The organism is Christiangramia fulva, from assembly GCF_003024155.1.
Classification (GTDB): domain Bacteria; phylum Bacteroidota; class Bacteroidia; order Flavobacteriales; family Flavobacteriaceae; genus Christiangramia; species Christiangramia fulva.
Genome location: NZ_CP028136.1, coordinates 2,653,044 through 2,674,241, shown reverse-complemented (window position 1 = coordinate 2,674,241; position 21,198 = coordinate 2,653,044). Strand labels below are relative to the sequence as shown.

Below are 21,198 nucleotides of genomic sequence, written 5' to 3'. Positions count from 1 at the left end.
TATGGAAAGGCTGAAAATTTATCAGAAAAAAGACATTGAAAAATTGATTTCAACGAGGAAGGGCGAAAAGAAATTTGGTGAAGAGCTCATTTTTATAAAGAACCTTAATGAGCTGGAAAATCATTCTGCCCAATATGTTTTACTGGGAATTCCCGAAGATATTGGAATACGCGCCAACTCTGGTAAATCCGGAGCTTCCAAAGCCTGGAACGCGGCTTTGAAAGCGCTTGTAAATATTCAGATCAATCGGTATAACGATCCTTCAAAAATGATCCTTCTTGGAGAATTAAAGTGTGAAGAATGGATGCAAAAATCGGCGAATATCGATGCCCAGGATCCTAACTATTTTGCCAAATATGGAGATATTGTCAAAGAGATCGATGAAACGCTTTCCGAAATCATTGAAAAGATAGTTTCCAAAGGTAAAATTCCGGTAATAGTTGGCGGCGGCCATAACAATGCTTACGGGAACATCAAAGGCACGGCCAAAGCCCTTAAAAAACCTATTGATGTGCTGAATATCGATGCCCACACCGATCTTCGCCAGTTAGAACACCGGCATAGCGGTAATGGATTTAGTTATGCCATAGAAGGACAGTTCTTATGTAAATACCACATCTTCGGATTGCATAAAAATTACACTCCTGAATATATTTTCGAGGAGATGGAGCTTTCAGAAAATATCAGTTTTCAATTTATGGAAGATTTACTGGAGTTTCCCGATGAAGCCCACCGGAAATTTCAGACAGTTTTAAAAGAAATGAACTGCAGCGATATGGGCCTTGAACTCGATTGTGACTCCATTGCTGATTTTCCCAGCAGCGCCATGTCTCCCGTAGGATTTACCGTAAACCAGGTACGGGATTTTATCAGAAAAAGTAAGAAAACCGGGGTCTGCAGATATTTTCATATTTGCGAAGCAGCGCCGGATGATAAAAATGAAGGCCAGGTTGGGAAAGCCCTGGCCTATTTTATAAGTGATTTTATTCAGAATTAGGATTATTTTTCCATTCTTTTTTCTCCCGGCTGCCGCTGCCAGGGAAACCTTCCTTCTATTTCCAGTTCAATAGATAAACTTAAGAAAGTCCTTATCAAAACTATAACTGCCAGAGCCAAAACTCTTCCCATGGTTGGTTCTGTCACAACAGTCGCGATAATATCGCCGGCAACAAGTATTTCCAAGCCCAAAAGAATAGCTTTTCCTAATTCCTGTCTTAACTTCCTATAAGATCGTCCTTCAGAATTCTGCATGGAAAAAAGATATTTAAAAAGCGCTAAAAAGGTTCCCACTACAATGGTCACAATTCCGGCTACTTCTATAAATTTCGCTGTATATTCTATGTAAAGCTGTACTTCTTCCATTCTCAAAATTTATTCATTTGAAAGTTTCTGATAAACGCCATTGCTCCATCCAAAGCCGTCCTGGGTGGGATATTCACCACCACCGCTTTCTTTGGAAAGATCAACAACATTGTATTTTTCGGTCATTTTATAGGTGCGGTTATATACATCTTCATTAAGCTTCAGCCAACGGGATTTTATTTCTTTTGCCAAAGGAAGATCATAATTTTCAAGGCCTTTGATGGTCATCCATTCCAAAGGTGCCCAGCCATTAGGAGCATCCCACTGCTCCCCGGTATTGTTATTGGTCGTTAGCGCCCCACCGGGAGCCAGTAATTTTTCCCTGATCACCGAGGCTACCTTTTGTGCCTGTTCTTTAGTGGGAATTTCAAAAAATAAGGGATAAGCAGCTGCAAGGGAATAGATACCGGTTAACTGCTGTTTTTTGAAATTATAATCCATATAAAAACCTTCCTTCACATTCCATAAATATTTTTGAATAGCGGCCTTACGAGCACCGGCTTTTTTAGAAAATTCATCTGCTTTTTCTTTATCTCCAGCCAGGGAAGCAGCTTTTGAAATGGTGGTTTCCAAGTTGTAAAGCAGGGAATTAAGATCTACGGGGACAATATTGGTGGTATGAATGGTAGAAAGATCATATTCTCCCTTCTCATTTTTATCGAGCCACCTACTTGAAAAATCCCAGCCCGATTCAGCAGCGGCGCGAAGATTTCGAAAAACCTCTTCTTTGCTTAGTTCCGGATTCTTTTTTACTGCTGCTTCGGCCGTATTGATATCTTCGCGATAACTTTCAGGCCGAGGCGTGGCATTATCGTCCCAATAGCGATTCAGAATTTCACCGTCTTTCATTTTTACAACCCGGCGGTAGGCTTTTTCGTTTTCGAGTCTATCCAGGCCATCCATCCAGAATTTATATTCCTTCTCTAGTTCGGGTAAATATTTTGTCAGCACTTTCTCGCCTTTTGATTCTGCCAGAACTTTTACCATCATGGCGAAAAATGGAGGCTGGGAACGACCCAGGTAATAAGTTCGGTTTCCGTTAGGAATATAGCCGTACTCATTGATGAGATAAGCAAAATTATCAACCATATTTTGAATGGTTTTTATTTCACCGTCCTGCTGCAGGCCTAACATGGTAAAATAACTGTCCCAATAATAGATTTCACGAAAACGTCCACCGGGAACTATATAAGGATTTGGAAGGGGAATGAGAGTACCCGATTTTTGTTCATCGGCCGGTCTTTTCAAAACCTCCCATAGTTTAGTGATATGTTCACCAATCGAAGATGAATCGGTTTTATAGGTATTTTCATCATGCCCGGGGACCGTAAAATGCTGCTCAATAAATTCGGAGATCGCAGCTTTGCTGGTATCATCAAGCATTCTATAGCGCTGGCGAATGAGTCCCACATTATATTCGGGCACCACATCTACGAAGGTCTTACTATCCGGGAAAATCTGTTTGTTTTGTGCATCATAGAAAAGATCGCCGTAAAGCTCACCAGGCGGAAGCACTTCAACTTCCTGGTCAACCATTTCAAGTTCCTGTTCAGGATCCGGACCGGTTCTACATGAGAATATTGAAAAAAGAATGAGTAAATAATAAAATCTGAAGAAAATTTGGTTTTTCATGAACCTGGATTTTAAAGAATGATCATAAAGATAAATGAATTTTTAAATCTGATTCTTCTGCTTTTAAACCAATCTTGCTAATTTTGCGCCCTTCAAACATTTTGTATGGAAATAATTTCATGGAAACCGGAATATGTCGAAGATTTCAAAAATCTGAATTTTCAGTGGCTGGAAGAGTTTTTTTGGGTGGAACCTCATGATGAAGAAGTTCTTGGAAAGCCTCAGAAATATATTATTGATCCAGGAGGAATGATCTTTTTTGTACGCGAAAATGAAGAAATAATCGGTTGCGTTGCATTGATGAAAATGGAAGAAGACACCTTTGAACTAACGAAAATGGCTGTCAAACCTGGATTCCGTGGAAAGAAAATCGGACAAAAGCTGCTTCAGCATACACTGAAGTTTGCTCAGGATAAAGGCTGGAAAAGCCTCGTTATTTATTCAAATCGAAAACTGGAAAACGCCATTCACCTTTACCGAAAATACAGATTTGAAGAAATTCCAATTGGAGAGAATAATCCATATTCCCGCGGCGATATAAAACTGAGATTGAACCTTTCTTAAATCTTTACTAATTAGATAGCCAGAGACTTAGGCCTTTTATAATTTTGGGGTAAAATTAAAATTATGAAATCTATAATAAGCCTTTTTGTAACGATTATTTTGCTTATCGGGTGCAAAAACAATGAAAGTGAAAAAATGGTAGAGGAAGATCAGGCAAACGATGTAGCCGAAAATGCCTCTGTTCAGGAAATGCCGCAGGATTCTACCGAAATTGAGATCACTCCTATTTCTCATGCCACTGGAGTTTTTGACTGGGGAGATACCGTATTCTATACCGATCCGGTTGGGGGTGCAGAAGCCTTTAGCGACCAGAAAAAGCCTGACTTTGTCCTAATTACCGATATCCACCCGGACCACATGGATGCCGAAACCCTCAAGGCTTTGAATCTGGGCGACACTAAAATAATAGTCCCTCAGGCAGTAAAAGAAAAATTACCCGAAGAACTACAGACTAATCTTATAGTGATGAATAATGGTGATACCAAAGAAATTATGGACTTTAAGATAAAGGCAGTTCCTATGTACAACCTTCCTGAAAGTAAGGATGCGTTTCATCCCAAAGGAAGGGGAAACGGATACGTACTTGAAAAAAATGGTAAACGCCTTTACATTTCAGGAGATACAGAAGATACTCCGGAAATGAGAAATTTAGAAAATATTGATGTGGCCCTTGTTTCAATGAACCTGCCTTACACCATGCCGGTTAAACAGGCTGCGGAAGGAGTACTTGCCTTCAAACCTAAAAAAGTAATTCCTTATCATTACCGCGGAAAAGATGGTTTTGCAAATATTGAGAAATTCAAGGAACTTGTAAATGAAGGCGATAAAAATATAGAAGTTGAATTGATGGATTGGTATCCTGATACCGATTCTGAAAAAACGAAAGAATAGAAACAATTTTAAAAGCAATAAAAAAAGCCCGGCTGATGAACCGGGCTTTTTTGATTTTTAATGATCTTTTAGGGAGTGATCCTAACAGGAAGTGTGTATTCCTCAAAAGAAGAATCAAGACTGGCGTTCATCTTTACATGGTCCAGACGCTTTGTAATAAGCTTTCTAAGAAAAACATTTGGTGCTTTAACCGAATGAACAACCATCTCGTTTTTCTCATTCAAACTGAAGCTTACTTTTATTGAAACATCATGTTTAATTTCCAGGGGAAGATCCTGCAGGTAAGTTTTTACTTCCGAAACAAAATCAGAAGAAGGTTTTGTGCTGGCACTACAAATACTTGTTGTGATAAGAGCCAGTGTGATGAAAACTAACTGTAACTTTTTCATTTTTTGATTGTTTTAAGGTTCATAATAAAGACCCTTAATCCAATCTGTTTGTTACAGTAAATTTATTTTTTAAGAAAAATTTAATAGCATAAAAAAGAGAGCCGCATCGCTGCGGCTCCCGTTTTTCTATTGTTTGAGAAAGTTATTATGAAAGTACTTCCTGTACTTTATCGGCAGCTTCTTTAAATTCTACAGCACTGTAGACTTTAAGTCCGCTACTATCTATCAATTCTTTGGCCTGCTCGGCATTGGTTCCCTGAAGTCTTACAATAATCGGCACATTAATCGCGTCACCCATGTTCTTATAGGCATCTACAATTCCCTGGGCTACACGGTCGCAACGAACAATACCTCCAAAGATATTCACAAGAATAGCTTCAACATTATCGTCTTTTAAAATCAATCGGAAAGCCTCTTCGACCCTTTTAGCATCGGCAGTACCACCAACGTCAAGGAAGTTAGCAGGTTCCCCGCCAGCCATTTTGATAAGGTCCATGGTCGCCATTGCAAGTCCGGCACCGTTAACCATACATCCAACATTTCCGTCAAGATCTACATAATTAAGGCCTACTTCTTTTGCTTCTACTTCGGTAGGGTTTTCTTCACGAATATCACGCATCTCGGCATAATCTTTATGGCGGAAAAGCGCGTTATCATCTAAAGTTACTTTAGCATCAACAGCCAGGATCTTATCATCGCTGGTCTTCAAAACCGGGTTGATCTCGAAAAGTGAAGAATCAGATTTTTCAAAAGCGGTGTAAAGGGCCATCACGAATTTTGTCATTTCTTTAAAGGCAGTGCCGCTTAATCCAAGATTAAAAGCGATACGACGCGCCTGGAAAGGAAGCAATCCTGTAGCCGGATCAATTTCTTCAGTAAATATCAAATCTGGAGTCTCCTCGGCAACAGTTTCGATATCCATCCCTCCTTCGGTAGAATACATCACCATATTTCGGCCGGTCGCACGGTTGAGCAGTACTGACATATAATATTCTTCAGGCTCGCTGTCACCGGGATAATAAACATCCTCGGCAACCAATACCTGATGAACCTTTTTACCTTCAGCAGAAGTTTGCGGAGTTACAAGATTCATCCCGATAATATTACCGGCGATCTCTTCAACCTCCTTTAAATTTTTGGCAAGTTTTACACCTCCGCCTTTACCACGGCCTCCCGCATGCACCTGTGCTTTGATCACATGCCAGCCGGTTCCGGTTTTCTCGGTTAGTTCTTTGGCAGCCTCTACAGCTTCCTTTGCATTACGAGCTACGGTACCGCGCTGAACGCGTACGCCGAAACTGCTTAAAATTTCTTTTCCTTGATATTCGTGTATATTCATAATCAGGTATTCTACTGTATTATTTACGAAGAGCAAAAGTAACAAATACAATACGACTGTACTAATATTTTTGAGCATCTTAACGCTGAAAAAGGCTTATTTAGCTGGGTTTTTTCTTTTATAGGAAGGCGATGGCAACGAAAAGGTTATCGTAGAAAACCGAAGAATTACTGCAATTAAAACCTAATCTCTTGTAAATTTAGCACTTAACAGAAGAATATGAAAAAGGCAATTTTAGCCCTGGCAATAGGAGGATTTGGAATAGGAATGACAGAGTTTGTGATCATGGGGATTTTACCGGAGGTTGCAAGCGCTTTTAATATAAGTATTCCCACCGCGGGGCATTTTATTTCGGCTTATGCTCTTGGTGTGGTCGTTGGCGCCCCAATTTTGACTGCTGTGGCAAGTAAATGGGAGGCTCATAAGGTTTTGCTGGGATTAATGCTGTGGTTCACCGTTTTTAATTCACTTTCGGCTTTTGCCAATTCGTATTACCTGCTGCTCATTTCAAGATTTCTCTCAGGCCTTCCCCATGGAGCTTTCTTCGGAATTGGTGCCGTAGTTGCCGGAAAACTGGCAAAACCGGGTAAAGATGCGCAGGCGATAGCCATGATGTTCACCGGACTTACCGTCGCAAATGTTTTAGGAGTTCCCCTGGGCACCTGGCTGGGACAGAATTTTGACTGGAGTGTTTCTTTTATGGCCGTGGGAGTGGTTGGAGTATTCGCTGTTACAAGTATAAAACTCTGGATGCCTGAATTGCCAAAAGCTACCGGAAACGGGTTTCGTGCTGATGTAAAAGCTCTTAAACGACCTGAACTATGGATGATGATCCTGCTCACCACTATTGGCACCGGCGGATTTTTTGCCTGGTACAGTTATATCGCGCCTTTGATCACCGATGTTGCCGGTCACCCTGAAAGTATCGTTAGCTATGCGATGATCCTGGCCGGACTTGGAATGGTTGTCGGAAATCTTCTGGGAGCCAAACTCGCCGAAATTTTCAAGCCTTTAAACGCGGTTCTGATCGCTTTGAGCCTGATGGTAATCGGCCTTCTTTCGAATACCTTTTTGGCTTACGACAAAATTGGTGTGCTTGTAATGACATTTTTGTTACCGGTAATCGCTTTATGTGTCGCAACTCCCATACAAATGGCGGTGATCAATACCGCCAAAGGGTCAGAAATGCTGGGATCTTCGCTAAACCAAAGTGCCTTTAATATGGGGAATGCCAGCGGGGCTTACCTGGCCGGACTGCCCATCGCCTTCGGGTATGGGATCGTTTCCGCCCAATATGTGGGGGCGGCTATGGCTGCAATAGGAATTCTTATTGGTTTTGGCATTATTTATCTTCGGAAAAAGAAAACTTCTGAAAATATGGAAATTAGCAGCAGTTCTTAAATTTTCAGATATTACAAAAAAAATAAATCGGTTATATTTGAGATATGCCTTGCCTGACATTGCATAACTCATGTATTTTTGCCGCAAAATCTGAATAAAATGACAAATAAGGAGCTGCTTTCCGTTGCAGAAGAATTTGGGAGTCCGGTATATGTTTACGACGCTGAAAAAATCATTAGTCAGTATAACAGACTTACCAGCGCTTTTAAAGTAAACGAACTAAGAATTCATTATGCGGTAAAGGCGCTTTCGAATATTTCTATTCTGAAACTCTTAAATTCACTGGGCTGCGGATTAGATACCGTTTCGGTGCAGGAAGTGAAATTAGGACTGGAAGCAGGCGTAGATCCGTCAAAGATCATTTATACACCCAACGGAGTTTCCCTTGAAGAGATCGAAGAGGTGATGCACCTGGGAGCCCAGATCAATATTGATAATTTGTCTATTCTTGAACAATTTGGGAGCAGGCATCCAAAAGTTCCGGTATGTATCCGAATTAATCCGCATGTGATGGCGGGAGGTAATTCTAAAATATCTGTTGGCCATATCGATTCAAAATTTGGAATTAGCATTCACCAGATGCCACATTTGCTCAGAATAGTTGAAAATACAGGTATGCGGATCAACGGCATCCATATGCACACAGGAAGCGACATTCTTGATATTGGTGTTTTTCTGTATGCTTCTGAAATTCTTTTTGAAACCGCCCAACAATTCAAAGACCTGGAATTTATCGATTTCGGAAGTGGTTTTAAAGTACCTTATCGCGAAGGTGATATTGAAACAGATATTGAGGATTTGGGAAAACAGCTTACCAAAAAATTCGAGGTTTTCTGCAAATCTTATGGCAAGGAAGTCGCGCTGGTATTTGAACCGGGAAAATATTTGGTAAGTGAGGCGGGTAAATTCCTGGCAAAAGTGAATGTTATCAAGCAAACCACCTCAACAGTTTTTGCCGGAATTGACACCGGTTTTAACCATCTTATTCGCCCTATGTTCTATGGAGCGCATCACGACATAGAGAACATCTCCAACCCTGATGCGAAAACACGTTATTACAGTGTGGTAGGATACATCTGCGAAACCGATACTTTCGGAAACAATCGGCAGATTTCTGAAATTCGCGAAGGAGATCTTCTATGTTTCAGCAATGCCGGTGCCTATTGCTACTCTATGGCCAGCAATTTTAATTCAAGATATCGCCCGCCTGAAGTTTTATGGTACAAGGGAAAAGCCCACCTTATAAGAGAGCGTGAAACTTTTGAAGATCTTACGAGGCATCAGCATATTTTGGAGTTTTAAACTCCGTCCAATAAAAAAGCAGCATTTTTAAATGCTGCTTTTATCTTTATAGAATATTTCTTTATTCGTAAACGGTTTCAGCTAAATTTCCATTTTCATCATAATATTCTGTGTAATCTAGATCACCATTGGAAGTAAAATACTGAATTAGATGAATACTTCCATTAAGGTATTCTTTATGCATCCTCAAAAAGTAATTTTCCTCCTGATTTTTATAAATATCTACTTTTGATAATAGGCCATTCGCTTCAAAATCTTCGATTATTATTTCATTTTCATTGTAATTAATTACATTTTTAGAACCATCACCAAAATTTGTTATTCTAGTTAAATATTTTTCATTTAAGTCATAAGTATAAATTTTAGTCCCAAAACTTTCCTCTCCATCCTTAAATTCTTCTTCTAGTTTTTCCAAAGTATTATCTTCTCTGTAAAAATATTCCACTTTACTAAATAGACCCTCCTCATTCTGAAAATAGTAACTTTTGGGATCACCAAAATCAGTATAGGTATAATCCACTGAAGCATTTGTCATATAATATTGATGATAATCACTCGTGTATTTAGTAACATTTCCTTTTTCATCGTACGCATAATTAGTGGTCCATAATTTTACTCCGTCAGGTACCACATAACCTAATTTCGTAACAAAATTTTGAGAATTGAGTTCATCAAAAGTCCGGTAACTTCCATCTTCATCTGTCAATTTTTTTAAAGAAAAATCATCATTTAACTCTAAAGCATAAAACTTCTCATCTACCAAGGGAAAAGAAAGAAAATATGTGAAGATTTTAATCTTAACTTTCATACTTAGGTCATCTGCAGAATAATCTGAAAATGATATTTCTTTTAAAACCCTGGAAGGATATTTTTCATACATTACAGATTTGGCTAACCTTCCCTTTTCATCATATTCATGTTTCCAATCCACGGCTAAAGATGCACCCCTATAGGTATGAGTACCTATGTCTCTTCCGAAATAATTTGTAAAAGTGGGCAAGAAACTGGTTTGAAATAGTTCTTTTGTAGAAAGAACTAAGTTTGACTCCTCTTGACCAGAGCCAGGTAACTCCTTATTGTCTTTTGAGCAATTAGTTAAAATAAAACATACGAATACCCCAATTAAAATATGTCTTCTCATGATAAAAATATTGTGAAAACCTGTAGGGAAGTAATTCTGATTTATTATAAATATAATAAAATTATTTTTAAATATCTGTATTTCAATTTTTTAAGCCGTGTTCTGTGAAAATTTTAATAAATCTATAACCCTTACGATTATTCTAATTAGGTATCTTAAAATAAATTTTTAGAATGAACTACAAATTACAGCCAGGCCTTTCACTCAAGAAAAATATCGTAACGGTAGCCGAAGATGAAGTCAATGCTTCCCTAAAGTCTATTGATGAAATGAACATTCATGAAGCCGTGCATAATATTCGAAAGCGCTTTAAGAAGATCCGTGCCCTCGCGAGACTTGTGCGAGATGAAATGGGAGAAGAAAATTATAAGAACATAAATATTTTCTACCGGGATTTTGGAAGAGAACTTTCTGAATTAAGAGATCTTACCGCTCACCTGGAGACCATCCAAGCCCTGAGACAAAGTTACGGCGATCACCTATATGCGAATTTTTTTAATTCGCTTACCAAAGAAATCCAAGCTCTACGAGATAAACTGGAAGAGGAATTAAAAGAAAAAAAATTCTTTTCAGAATATATCCCCCGGCAGTTAAGGCTGGCATCCAAAAAAAAGGTAACCTGGCCGGTGGAAAAAGATGATATTCAAATAATCCTTCCCAGCATTAAAAGGGTCTATAAACGTGGGCGCAAGGCAATGTTGAAAGCTGAAGAAGAACCTACTGCCGCAGTGTATCATGAATGGCGGAAGCGAGTGAAATATTTGTGGTACCAGTTACGCCTCCTGGAAGACGCATGGCCAAATCTTTTCGACGCCTGGGAAGATGAGGTACATAGCCTTGCAAATTTTCTCGGTGACGATCACGATCTTGTGGTTTTAAAGGAAAAGATCGAAAATGGCTCTCTGGAAATTCCCGACAAACAAAAAGAACTGCTACTTGCCATTATTAAAAAATCCAGTGAAAATCTGCGGAAAAAAGCACACGAGATTGGAAAACTGATTTATGCTGAAGAGCCAAAAACCTTTAAAAACCGAATAAAGAATTATGCTGAAAATGGTTGGAAATAAGCTTTTATTAAAAAAAAGAATTTTCATTTTGTTTCCAAAATTTTTGGTTTGTAAAATGATCGCTTAAAAAAATGGAGGTCAAAAAGCTTTATTTTATTGCAGTGGTTCCGCCGAAGGAGATCGGTAAAAAAATTAGAAAATTCAAAGAGGAAATAAAGCAGAAATTTGATGTAAAACACGCATTAAAACTTCCGGCACATATCACCCTCCAAATCCCGTTTAGAATTGAAGAAAAAAAGGAGGATCTTTTAATCGTGATCTTGCAAAATCTTGTTGAATCGCTTCAAGCATTTCAAACCGCTTTAAAAGATTTCGATCATTTTTCTAGGCGTGTCATCTTTATTCCCGCCACCAATACCACAGGCTTTAAAAACCTTCATAGCGAACTTCAGAAAAAACTGCTTTCGAATTTTGATCTTCAGGGGAATGAGATTTCCACGAAGATCCATCCTCATATTACCATTGCCACAAAGGATCTTCATCATAAGGTCTTTCCCCAGGTTTGGGCAGATTTTAAAGAGAAAGATTTTTATGCTGAATTTGAAGTCAACCAACTTGTTTTATTTAAGCACGACGGTAAAAAATGGAAGATCCTAAAAGAATTCGGATTTTAGGCATTTTCCATTTCTTCTTTTTGCTCTTCCTTTCGTTCTTCTTTTCGCTCCTCTTCGTTTATTCCGATCTTTTTTATGAGTTTTCCAATACTAAGACCCTGCGCGAGTATAGAAAAGATCACTATAATATAGGTGATCACAAGAAACAATTCTCTATGCATATCGCTGGTAAGACTAAGTGCCAGGGCAATGGAAATCCCTCCCCGAAGGCCTCCCCAGGTCATCACTAAATTTGTGTGTGGGACGAAATCCAGTTTCCTTTTAAAAAATTGTATAGGGGCCAGTAGTGATATATAGCGGCATAATAAAACAACGGGGATGGCAATGAATCCAGCAAGAAGATAATGCTCTTTGAAAGTTAGCACCAGCATCTCCATACCAATTAACACAAACAGAATAGTATTAAGTAAAATATCCATCAATTCCCAGAATTTATCAACGTAAGCTTCAGTGGTTTCACTCATGGTGGAAGACCTTACGGTGTCATTTCCCACAAATAATCCTGCAGAAACCATGGCTAAAGGCGCTGAAAAATGAAAATGATGCGCGATCGCCGTGCCACCCATGACAGTCGCCAAAGTTATAATCACTTCGCTGGTATAATCGTCAATAGACTTCATTAGGCGGTAGGTAATATATCCCAAAAGCAAGCCTATAGCTATTCCGCCTAAAACTTCAGTACCAAAAAGTTTAAGAACGTGCTCTATTTTTACGGTATCTTTTGCAGAAGAAGCTATTTTAAAAATGGTTAAAAATACCACTACTCCCACTCCATCATTGAAAAGTGATTCTCCCACGATCTTTGCTTCCAGTCGTTTTGGAGCCCCGGCTTTTTTAAGAATTCCGAGAACAGCAATAGGATCGGTTGGTGCAATAAGAGAGCCAAATAAAAGGCAGTTAATATATTCTACTTTAAAAGAAATCATTTGCAACAAATAGTACATTGCTGTTCCTACCAGAAATGTTGAAACCAATACTCCAAGGGTTGCGAAGACCAGGATTGGCCACCGTTGCAACTTGAGCTGTTCAAAATTGGTATGTAGCGCCCCCGCAAAAAGCATAAAGCTCAACATGACATCCAAAAGCACCGTATGAAAATCAATGCTATTAATAATTCCTTTTTCGGCGTTCAATAATGTGGAATCATAAAAACTTAACCCCTGGACCCCCAAACTGAAAATTATTGTTATCAGCATGAGTCCGATACTATTGGGCAGTTTGAGAAATTTCACATTAATAAAGCCAAAAATGGCAGCAAGGCTCACAAGAACAGAGGTAATAAGGAAATAATCCATGCCTTCTTTAATTTTTTGGAAAGGTTTTCTGAAATGGTTTCAGCGATAAGGGATTCAACATGCTTTTCAGGTAACTGGGATCGTATAAAAATAAATTGAAATAAAATGACAAAAAGTTCCCAATAAGACGAAAATATGAAAGATAGCATGATTGAAGGGAATCTTTTCCTTCAGAAAAATAATTGCACCAAGGGTATAACTTATCCCGCCTCCAAACAACCACCAGAGCCCGGCGCCGGGCAGGTTATCAATGAGTGGTTTAATGGCGAAAACAATTAGCCAGCCCATTACCACATACATAACAGTAGATAATAACTGATAACGTCCCGTATAAAACATCTTCAAAATTATGCCCGTCAAAGCCATAAGCCATACGATTATTAAAAATGTCCATCCGGTTCTTCCGCTAAGCGTAATAAGGGCAAAAGGAGTATAGGTTCCTGCTATTAAAATATAAATAGAAGCATGATCCAGTATATTCAGCCTGTATCGAAGCCTGTTACTTTTCGCACTGTGATAAAAAGTGGAAGCAGCATACAGCAAAACCATACTTGCCCCAAATATGCTGAAACCAACGAGGTATTTTATTCCGCCCAGCTCACTGGCTCTGAATATAAGAAGGATCAGGGCAAGGATGCTCAGGGCAAATCCGATGCCATGGGAAATCACATTCCATTTCTCTTCAACCGGTGGATAAAAAGTGGGTTTGGTAATTTTCGGCATTCTAATTAATCAATTTATTATTTCTTTAATTTAGCCGAAAATTGGAGTTTACACAAGCTTTTACGTAAACTGGCTATACTTTTAGGTAATATTTATAAAAAATTGTGAGGGAGTTCTTAAATTTCAGGAATTCTTATGACTGTTTCCACACCAGATCCATCATCTTTATTTTTCATTTCCAGGTAGTACTTAGAATTATACAGGTTTTTCAATCGGTCGTTTAAATTCTTTAAACCAACTCCTTTTTTCAATAAATCTTCATGATCCAGCTCCAGTAATTTTCCATTATTTTCGACCCTTATTTCCAGTAAATCGTCTTTTTGAAAAATGGAGATCTTAATTTTTAAATCGGTATGATCATAAGAATAGCCGTGTTTAATAGAATTCTCAATGAGTGGCTGAAGGATTAGAGCCGGCACCTTCTTAAACAGAAGTGAAGTATCGATATCTTTGGAAATATGAAGATGATCGGAAAAACGGATGTTCACAATATTTAAATAATACTCCAGAATTCGCAATTCTTCTTCCAGAGTGATCCTATTGCTATCACTGTTATAGAGAATTTCCCTTAAAAAATCACTTAGGTCGGCAATGGTGTCTTTAGCCTTCGCCGCATCAATATCGGTAAGAACCGCTATGGAATTCAGGGTATTAAACAAAAAATGAGGTTGTAGTTGCGACGACAACATTTTCATTCGTGTATTCACAAGCTGATTTTCAAGTTTTGCATGGCGCTTTTCGGCTTCTTTGACCTGCTTCAGATAATAATAGGTGTAAATGATGAAAACCATGGCAAAATAAATCAGAAAGTTCAGATCAATGACATACATGAAGGCAAAGACGCTTTCAGAAAAATCATAATCAGCCAGAGTTATACGGCCAATAAGAATGGAATAAAAATCACCTATCAGCCGAATCACCAGTCCGATTAAAAGAGAAAAAACGGTGTGGATCGAGATGATCTTTATCCAGGAGTAATTCTTGTGAAGGAAACGTTTCGTGCTAATGGCAATGAGCGTCATATAAGTAATTACCACCACGTAATCAAAAAGAATATTATGAATAAGGAATTCATGCCAGGTGAACCTTTCCGCGGGATTTTCCATAAAAGCACGTAAATACGCCACTTTACAGATAAGTACAATGTCGAACAGAAGATAAAAACCGGCAAGAATAAGCACCAGTTTTCCATCGACATACTGTTTTAAATTATTTTTGGCCATTAGATACCTATTTTCTCCAGGAAATCTTTTTTATGGGATTTACTGATCCTCAATAACTTTCCGTCAGCCATTCGGGCATCAATTTCAGAATAATCGGAATGCAGGATTTCCTTTACAAAATTCATGTTTAAGATCGTGGAGCGGTGAACCCTGACAAAGCGACTATCAAGATTTTCATCCAAATTATTGAGTGATTCCCTAAGTACATATTTTTTCGAACCGGTAAAAATTTCAGCGTAATAGCCGGATGCCTGTATATAAAGAATTTCTGAGGGATCTACCAGTGCCGTTTTATTTCCCTGTTTTACGGGTATTTTTGCAACCGAATTCAAAATAGTGCCGCCCCTGGAATATTCATGGAAAAATTCCATCATTCGTTTTTCAAAAGTTGAATTAGCCTCGGCTTTGGTAGTTTTTAAAACCTTATCGATGGTTTTGAAGAATCTCTGATCTTTAAAAGGCTTCAGCAGGAAGTCAAAAGCTTCCACATCAAAAGCCTTCAGGGCATAATTATCATAAGCAGTAACAAAAATAACAATTGGTTTGGGCGAGATCTCCACATTTTTAAGCACCTCAAATCCATTCATGTCCTTCATGCTGATATCCAGAAAAATGAGATCAGGTTTCAGATCATTGATGTCTTTAATGGCTGTTTTACCGTTTGAACATTCTCCTATAACCTCAATTTGGCTGATATCTTCGAGAAGATTCAATACTCTTTTTCGGGCGAGTTCCTCATCGTCAATGACCAGTGCTTTCATAATGCTGTGCTTAACTAATGCAATTTATAATTATTTACGGTAGGGTGGATAAACCTAACTCTTATAACTAATAAGTAAGATCATAAAAGGCTATCAAAAAAATGCATTTTTGATAGCCCGGCCAATTCAAATAAAATAGATTTCTAATTACTTGCCACATTTGTTTTTCTAATTTCCATCGGATCTAATTTTACGATCTTTTTTTGACCGTCTTTTTCAAGTTTGATACGATATTTTTCTTTTTCCAGACGATCTCCATTTCCTGAAGCTACATATTTATTCTTCGTAACGGTCCAGCCAATGTTATTCCTGTAAACCTCTTGTCTTATTTCATGCGGCAATAGAATATTTATAAATTTCTGAGAAGTATTTACTAAATCTCCTTCCTTATTAAAATTGGCATGAAGAGAACCTTTTGAGCAGGAAAAACTTACCAAATAAGTGTCGTAATCTTCTCCTTCATTCTCTTCTATAAAATTCTGAATATCAAAATTGGCTTTCATAAAAGCAATAGGGTCCTGGATGAATTCACCGGTGTAGGTTTCCTTTACTTTATACGAAAAGGTATTTCCCACACGGGTTATTTTAGTGTTAAGAGAAGCGAAACCTACTTCTGCCTCATCCAGCTGAGTGATTTCCTGCGCCTGGGTAAAAGTTGCCGCCACTAGCAGCAATAGTGAAAAGATGACTGATTTCATGACTGATGAATTTTAAGATTAATGAATAACTGTTCTTTTTTAACTGATGATTAGTTGCACTAATTTAGAAGGAAAGACAGCCTGCTAGTGCTAAAATGATCTTATCTGCCTGTGAATGATGTATATAATCGGAAACTATGGTTTAAGCTTTAAAAGCTTCCCCATACATTCAAAAAATCCGAAAAGTGGTATTTTATCAGGTATTTTCGGTCACTGGAATCAATAATGAAGGGATTGACCGCAGTTTGCCCAATTTTTTGGTATATTGAATTGTTAATTTGGCAATTCTCAGTAATGTTTTTATCTGTAGTTTTTGTATCTAATTCAACAACCTGGTCAATGGCTTTAATTCTCTGATTAATGCACTTACTTTTAAACATTCTTTCCAACCTGTAGATTCAATATGAAAGCTTCCCGGTTTATCGAAAAGACTTTCAGAAAATTTATCCCGGCACCATTTACACTGGCAGTAATCCTTACGCTTTTTACCATGATCATGGCGTTTCTATTTACCGGTGATCAAAGTTTCTCTTACGGTATAGATATTCTTAAATACTGGCAATTTGGAATGTGGGATCCTTCCCTGCTGGTTTTTGCCGTTCAGATGATGCTGATCCTGGTACTCGGGCATGTACTGGTGCTAAGCAAACCGGTTTCTCTTTTGATCGATAAGCTCCTGGGTTTTGTGAATAGCCATATAACCGCGGTAATTACTGTGGCCGTCTCCACCATGCTCGTAGCATTTTTTAATTGGGGCCTCGGACTCATTTTCGGAGCAATTATGGTCCGTAAGATTGGTGAAAAGGCAAAACGGGAAAACTTCAGAATAAATTATCCTCTTCTTGGCGCCGCGGGTTATGTGGGACTCATGGTCTGGCATGCCGGGATAAGCGGAAGTGCTCCACTGAAAGTGGCAGAAAGCGGACATATGGCAAGCCTGTTCAGTGCCGATAAGAATCAGGCGATCATCGAAAAGCTACCGGAATTCATTTCAACCAATGCCACTATTTTTGCAAGCTGGAATTTGATTTTATTTGGCATCCTTTTAATTCTCATTCCTTTTGTACTGGTTTTGGTGGCGAAAAAAACTTCCGCAACCCAAATTGATCTTCCTCCCGCAAGAAAGAAAAATTCTGAAATTATTATATCAGGCGCTGAAAAACTGGATCATTCAAAATGGTTTCATTTAATTTTTGGGGCAATTTTACTGATCGCCTTTTTTGCAAGTTACTATCAGGAATTGGTTGCGGGATTGCTAACACCAAACATGCTAAACTTCTTTATGCTTTCCCTTTGCATATTACTACACCGGTCTTTTGCCGATTTCCTTGCAGCACTGGAAGAAGCCATACCGGGAGCCGCAGGAATTCTTATTCAGTTTCCGCTTTATTTTGGAATTATGGGAATTATGAGGGAAACGGGCATGGTGGGAGATATTGCCAATTTTTTCCTGGTGATAGCCACACAAAAAAGCCTGCCAATTTTTACATTTTTTAGTGCCGCCATAGTAAATATCTTTGTTCCCAGCGGTGGCGGACAATGGTCCATTCAGGGTCCAATCGTTTTGGAAAGTGCAGTAAAACTTAGGGTTCCATTAAATAAAGTAGTAATGGCTTTTGCCTATGGCGACCAGATCACCAATATGCTTCAGCCTTTCTGGGCATTGCCCCTTCTTGCTATTACCCGTTTAAAAGCAAGAGAGATCCTTCCCTACACTTTAATATTAATGTTGGTGGGAAGCCTGGTTTATATTGCAGGTTTACTATTGATGTGAAAAAAAATTAATTTTTGGCGTTTGCTTTTTTCACCTCGGCTATATCTCTACGATGCCGTGCAATTAGTTTTTCCTGTCTGGCATTATCTTTAAGTAAATATACCCAGATTGCCCCTACGACTATGATGCATATAATCGCAATCGAATAGAAAGCTGTTTCACTCATTAAGCTGAAATGTTATAAATAAATATTAGAGGGTAGGGAACTGCTAATATATTCTATTCCCCTGATCCTACATTTATTCCGTACTTCTTTAATAAAATTTTAACAAGTATTGTAAGTAGAATTCCTACGTAAAGCCACTTCGATTTTTTGCTGAAATTAACGGTGGAAGTTAGATCTGGATATTTTTAAAAACCAGTGATTCCAAAAATTTTAAATAGAACAGTAGAAATCTGTGGTGAATTTTCCTTTTCAGAAATTGAAATTTTTACTAAAACTTCATAAAATCAAGCTAAAAAGAGGATCTGCAGCAACAAATAGCTCCTAAAAATTATAACTTGTCTTTAACCAATAAAAAAACCTCATATGAAGAAACTGCTCGTCGGTTTTCTTATGATTATAGTGCTCTTTATCGGACTTCTATATATTTCAGTTTCCAGTACCGACAAAAAAAGAAGCAGTGTCACCGTCACATCTGGCAAAAAGTTAGAAAACATAGATTTTAGAAAACATGATTCTATAAAACTGGCAATCTCGACACTGTATGAAGGTGAAGAAATAAAAAATCTGATGCAGGGAAGCAATTATCGCCAAACCTGGGCTACTCCTGTAAAATTTCCGGTTGCTTACCTTGATACACTCAAAGGAGGAATGAAGATTTTAGGGGAAGGTGGCGGTCACCAGACCCATTCCTTAAAATTGCTTGCCAGTAATGGCGTGGAATATTCCCTTAGAAGCGTAAACAAAGATCCTGCTCCTGTGGTTCCCGAAATAGCTAAAAAACTGGGGCTGGAAAATGTTGTTATCGATGGGATATCCGCACAACATCCCTATGGAGCCATTCTCGCTGCAGCGCTTTCTGAAAAAGCAGGCGTTCTCCATACGCATCCGCAGATGGTTTTTATTCCGAAGCAAAAAAAACTGGGAAAATATAATGACCAATACGGAAATCATCTTTACCTGCTGGAATATGAAACGGAAAGCGATGTGAACTGGACCTCCTTCGATGCTGATAAAATTATAGAAACCGATGATCTTCAGGAATTAAAGCAGGAAAAAGGGGACAAATTACATATTGACAAACCGGCTCTTGTCAGGGCGCGATTATTCGATATAATTATTGGCGATTGGGACCGGCACGCCAAACAATGGGGATGGGTATTGAAAAATGAAAAGGGCAATTATATCACAGCCATTCCCCTGGCAGGGGATCGGGATAACGCCTTTTTTGATATAGATGGAATACTTCCTGAAATTTTAACCAACCCTCATATACAACCTCTCGTTCGGCCGTATAATAAGGATATTGACTATATGAAAGGCCTTGTTTATCCGTTTGATGTTTACTTTTTGAAAGATACACCGCAAGAAGTTTTTATAAACCAGGCTGAAATCCTTCAGAAAAATCTCAATGATAAAGCGATTGAAGAAGCTTTTAAGGTCTGGCCCGATACTATTTATAAACTTACCGGCAGGGAAATCAAATCAAAAATTAAATATCGGCGGGATCATCTAAAAGAATATGCGAGATCTTTTAAAAATATCATAGACCAAAAAGGGTATGTAGATCAACCGTTAAAAGGTTCAGATGACGTGGATATTGATAAGGCTTTAATAAAATGTTTTGAGTGTGATTCCATTAGCAATAAAAAATGAAATATACATCTCGCGTCTTCGGTTGTCGAAGAATTATCTTTGCCTAATGCTAAATTGAAACAATCATGGAAAAAGTAAACCTGGAAGAAAAATTTAAAATGTTCCACGACCACTGGCACCCCAGGATCGTGGGAGAACTTAACGGCCAATTGGTAAAACTGGCAAAACTCAAAGGAGAATTTATCTGGCATTCCCATAAAGATGAAGATGAAATGTTCATGATCATCAAGGGAAAACTGAAAATAGAATTCCGGGACAAAATGGTAGAATTATCAGAAAATGAGCTTTTTATAGTACCCCGGGGAGTGGAACATAAACCAATTGCCGAAGAAGAAGTACATGTAATGCTTTTTGAACCGGCTTCTACCAAACATACCGGCGAGGAGGAGCATGAGCTCACCCAAAATCAACAGGAAAGAATTTAGGCAAAAGTCTTTTCACACTTGAAAAGACAATTCGGCCCTGTTAATAAATTCATAATACAGGAAATCTGCTTATAAAATATTTGGTATTGGCAGCTGTTGTCCATAGCTTTCGCTGCCTAAATCAAAATGAGAAGGTGTGAAATTCAAATTATTGATTATCAGTATTTTGAAAATTAAAAACATACAGGCTCAATTCAAAAACAAAAATTTACAGATGAAAATTAAAAATGTAGTAAGCAGTTTACTTTTAATATTGGCTATGGGCATAATGCCTGGAAATGCTCAGAACACCCAGATGCCCCAGCAGCAAAAGGTTGAAGTAAACGATGCCGAACTTGCAAAATTCGCAGAGGCTTTTCAGAAAATGAGATTAGCCAATCAGGAAGCTCAACAAAAAATGATGCAGATCATCCAGGAAAAAGGCATGGAACTTCAAAGATTTAATGAAGTTCATCAGGCCCAGCAAAATCCCGATAGCGATGTGAAAATGACGGCTGACGAAAAAGAAAAATATAAAGAGATCGTAGCAGAATTTCAGGCTCTGCAGCCCAGCTTCCAGAAAAGAATGGAAGATATTATTTCTGAAAGCGGCTTAACTGTAGACAGATATCAGGAACTGGCAATGGCATTAAGGTCAGACCAGGAACTACAACAAAGGCTTAAGGATATTTTACAGAAATAAATATCCCGACCATTTTAATAGACCAGGCTGTCTAAAAAGACCTTTTTTCGTCAAGCTGAACTGATTTCAGGTTCTAATTAAATTTGATTTTCAATT

Annotated in this window: 21 protein-coding genes; 11 read left to right on the top strand and 10 right to left on the bottom strand. The window is 38.3% G+C overall.

Translation table 11 applies throughout. The features are described from left to right. The first annotated feature begins 1 nt into the window (after position 1). Positions 2–997 (top strand): formimidoylglutamase, encoded by a 996-nt coding sequence (locus tag C7S20_RS11940; RefSeq protein ID WP_107012680.1) that lies wholly within the window; start codon positions 2–4, stop codon positions 995–997. A gap of 2 nt (positions 998–999) precedes the next feature. On the opposite strand, the gene C7S20_RS11935 is transcribed toward C7S20_RS11940, so the two are convergent. Continuing rightward, positions 1,000–1,362, bottom strand: coding sequence for a DUF1622 domain-containing protein (locus C7S20_RS11935; RefSeq protein ID WP_107012679.1), 363 nt, complete (start codon positions 1,360–1,362; stop codon positions 1,000–1,002). Positions 1,363–1,371: 9 nt separating this feature from the next. Next, on the bottom strand, positions 1,372–2,994 hold the full coding sequence (gene treF, locus C7S20_RS11930) for an alpha,alpha-trehalase TreF (RefSeq protein WP_107012678.1): 1,623 nt from the start codon (positions 2,992–2,994) through the stop codon (positions 1,372–1,374). Between the two features lie 105 nt (positions 2,995–3,099). Between treF and C7S20_RS11925 the strand changes: the two genes are divergently transcribed. Both C7S20_RS11925 and C7S20_RS11920 read left to right on the top strand, forming a co-directional pair. Then, on the top strand, positions 3,100–3,558 hold the full coding sequence (locus C7S20_RS11925; RefSeq protein WP_107012677.1) for a GNAT family N-acetyltransferase: 459 nt from the start codon (positions 3,100–3,102) through the stop codon (positions 3,556–3,558). Between the two features lie 63 nt (positions 3,559–3,621). Next, positions 3,622–4,449: an MBL fold metallo-hydrolase gene (locus tag C7S20_RS11920; RefSeq protein WP_107012676.1), complete on the top strand. Its 828-nt coding sequence runs from the start codon at positions 3,622–3,624 to the stop codon at positions 4,447–4,449. A 68-nt stretch (positions 4,450–4,517) separates the two neighbouring features. Here the strand turns inward: C7S20_RS11920 and C7S20_RS11915 are convergent, their stop codons facing one another. After that, positions 4,518–4,838 carry a hypothetical protein gene (locus C7S20_RS11915; protein ID WP_107012675.1) on the bottom strand — a complete coding sequence of 107 codons (321 nt, stop codon included), beginning with the start codon at positions 4,836–4,838 and terminating at the stop codon, positions 4,518–4,520. A gap of 145 nt (positions 4,839–4,983) precedes the next feature. Further along, positions 4,984–6,177 (bottom strand): ADP-forming succinate--CoA ligase subunit beta, encoded by a 1,194-nt coding sequence (sucC, locus tag C7S20_RS11910; RefSeq protein ID WP_107012674.1) that lies wholly within the window; start codon positions 6,175–6,177, stop codon positions 4,984–4,986. A gap of 219 nt (positions 6,178–6,396) precedes the next feature. Here sucC and C7S20_RS11905 point away from each other — a divergent pair, with 219 nt between their 5' ends. Both C7S20_RS11905 and lysA read left to right on the top strand, forming a co-directional pair. Then, a complete protein-coding gene (locus C7S20_RS11905) occupies positions 6,397–7,578 on the top strand; it encodes an MFS transporter (RefSeq protein ID WP_107012673.1) in 1,182 nt (393 codons plus the stop codon). Positions 7,579–7,677: 99 nt separating this feature from the next. Next, positions 7,678–8,880, top strand: a complete 1,203-nt coding sequence (lysA, locus tag C7S20_RS11900; protein WP_107012672.1) for a diaminopimelate decarboxylase — start codon at positions 7,678–7,680, stop codon at positions 8,878–8,880. Positions 8,881–8,941: 61 nt separating this feature from the next. Here lysA and C7S20_RS11895 read toward each other — a convergent pair whose 3' ends face one another. Continuing rightward, entirely contained in the window at positions 8,942–10,021 is a 1,080-nt protein-coding gene (locus tag C7S20_RS11895) for a hypothetical protein (protein WP_107012671.1), read from the bottom strand. A 173-nt stretch (positions 10,022–10,194) separates the two neighbouring features. On the opposite strand from C7S20_RS11895, the gene C7S20_RS11890 reads away from it, so the two are divergent. Together C7S20_RS11890 and C7S20_RS11885 are read left to right on the top strand one after the other, a co-directional pair. Then, the gene (locus tag C7S20_RS11890; RefSeq protein WP_107012670.1) at positions 10,195–11,088 is read left to right on the top strand and encodes a CHAD domain-containing protein; all 894 of its coding nucleotides are present in this window, start codon (positions 10,195–10,197) and stop codon (positions 11,086–11,088) included. Between the two features lie 71 nt (positions 11,089–11,159). Then, a complete protein-coding gene (locus C7S20_RS11885; RefSeq protein ID WP_107012669.1) occupies positions 11,160–11,702 on the top strand; it encodes a 2'-5' RNA ligase family protein in 543 nt (180 codons plus the stop codon). Here C7S20_RS11885 and C7S20_RS11880 read toward each other — a convergent pair. From C7S20_RS11880 to C7S20_RS11860, 5 genes are all read right to left on the bottom strand, one after another. Further along, positions 11,699–12,997, bottom strand: coding sequence for a cation:proton antiporter (locus C7S20_RS11880; protein ID WP_107012668.1), 1,299 nt, complete (start codon positions 12,995–12,997; stop codon positions 11,699–11,701). The genes C7S20_RS11885 and C7S20_RS11880 overlap by 4 nt on opposite strands. A gap of 66 nt (positions 12,998–13,063) precedes the next feature. After that, on the bottom strand, positions 13,064–13,720 hold the full coding sequence (gene trhA, locus C7S20_RS11875) for a PAQR family membrane homeostasis protein TrhA (RefSeq protein WP_107012667.1): 657 nt from the start codon (positions 13,718–13,720) through the stop codon (positions 13,064–13,066). 116 nt (positions 13,721–13,836) lie between these two features. After that, a complete protein-coding gene (locus C7S20_RS11870) occupies positions 13,837–14,943 on the bottom strand; it encodes a sensor histidine kinase (RefSeq protein ID WP_107012666.1) in 1,107 nt (368 codons plus the stop codon). Next, positions 14,943–15,704, bottom strand: coding sequence for a LytR/AlgR family response regulator transcription factor (locus C7S20_RS11865; RefSeq protein ID WP_107012665.1), 762 nt, complete (start codon positions 15,702–15,704; stop codon positions 14,943–14,945). The genes C7S20_RS11870 and C7S20_RS11865 overlap by 1 nt, the downstream gene beginning before the upstream one ends. A gap of 143 nt (positions 15,705–15,847) precedes the next feature. Then, complete coding sequence (locus tag C7S20_RS11860; RefSeq protein ID WP_107012664.1) at positions 15,848–16,402, bottom strand: hypothetical protein; 555 nt, start codon at positions 16,400–16,402, stop codon at positions 15,848–15,850. A 403-nt stretch (positions 16,403–16,805) separates the two neighbouring features. On the opposite strand from C7S20_RS11860, the gene C7S20_RS11850 reads away from it, so the two are divergent. The 4 genes from C7S20_RS11850 (at position 16,806) to C7S20_RS11835 (ending at position 21,102) form a co-directional block, all read left to right on the top strand. Next, complete coding sequence (locus C7S20_RS11850) at positions 16,806–18,176, top strand: short-chain fatty acid transporter (protein ID WP_107012662.1); 1,371 nt, start codon at positions 16,806–16,808, stop codon at positions 18,174–18,176. 529 nt (positions 18,177–18,705) lie between these two features. Then, positions 18,706–19,995, top strand: a complete 1,290-nt coding sequence (locus C7S20_RS11845) for a hypothetical protein (protein ID WP_107012661.1) — start codon at positions 18,706–18,708, stop codon at positions 19,993–19,995. 65 nt (positions 19,996–20,060) lie between these two features. Next, positions 20,061–20,420 (top strand): cupin domain-containing protein, encoded by a 360-nt coding sequence (locus tag C7S20_RS11840; RefSeq protein WP_107012660.1) that lies wholly within the window; start codon positions 20,061–20,063, stop codon positions 20,418–20,420. Positions 20,421–20,634: 214 nt separating this feature from the next. Then, entirely contained in the window at positions 20,635–21,102 is a 468-nt protein-coding gene (locus tag C7S20_RS11835; RefSeq protein ID WP_227009002.1) for a DUF4168 domain-containing protein, read from the top strand. Positions 21,103–21,198: the final 96 nt, after the last annotated feature.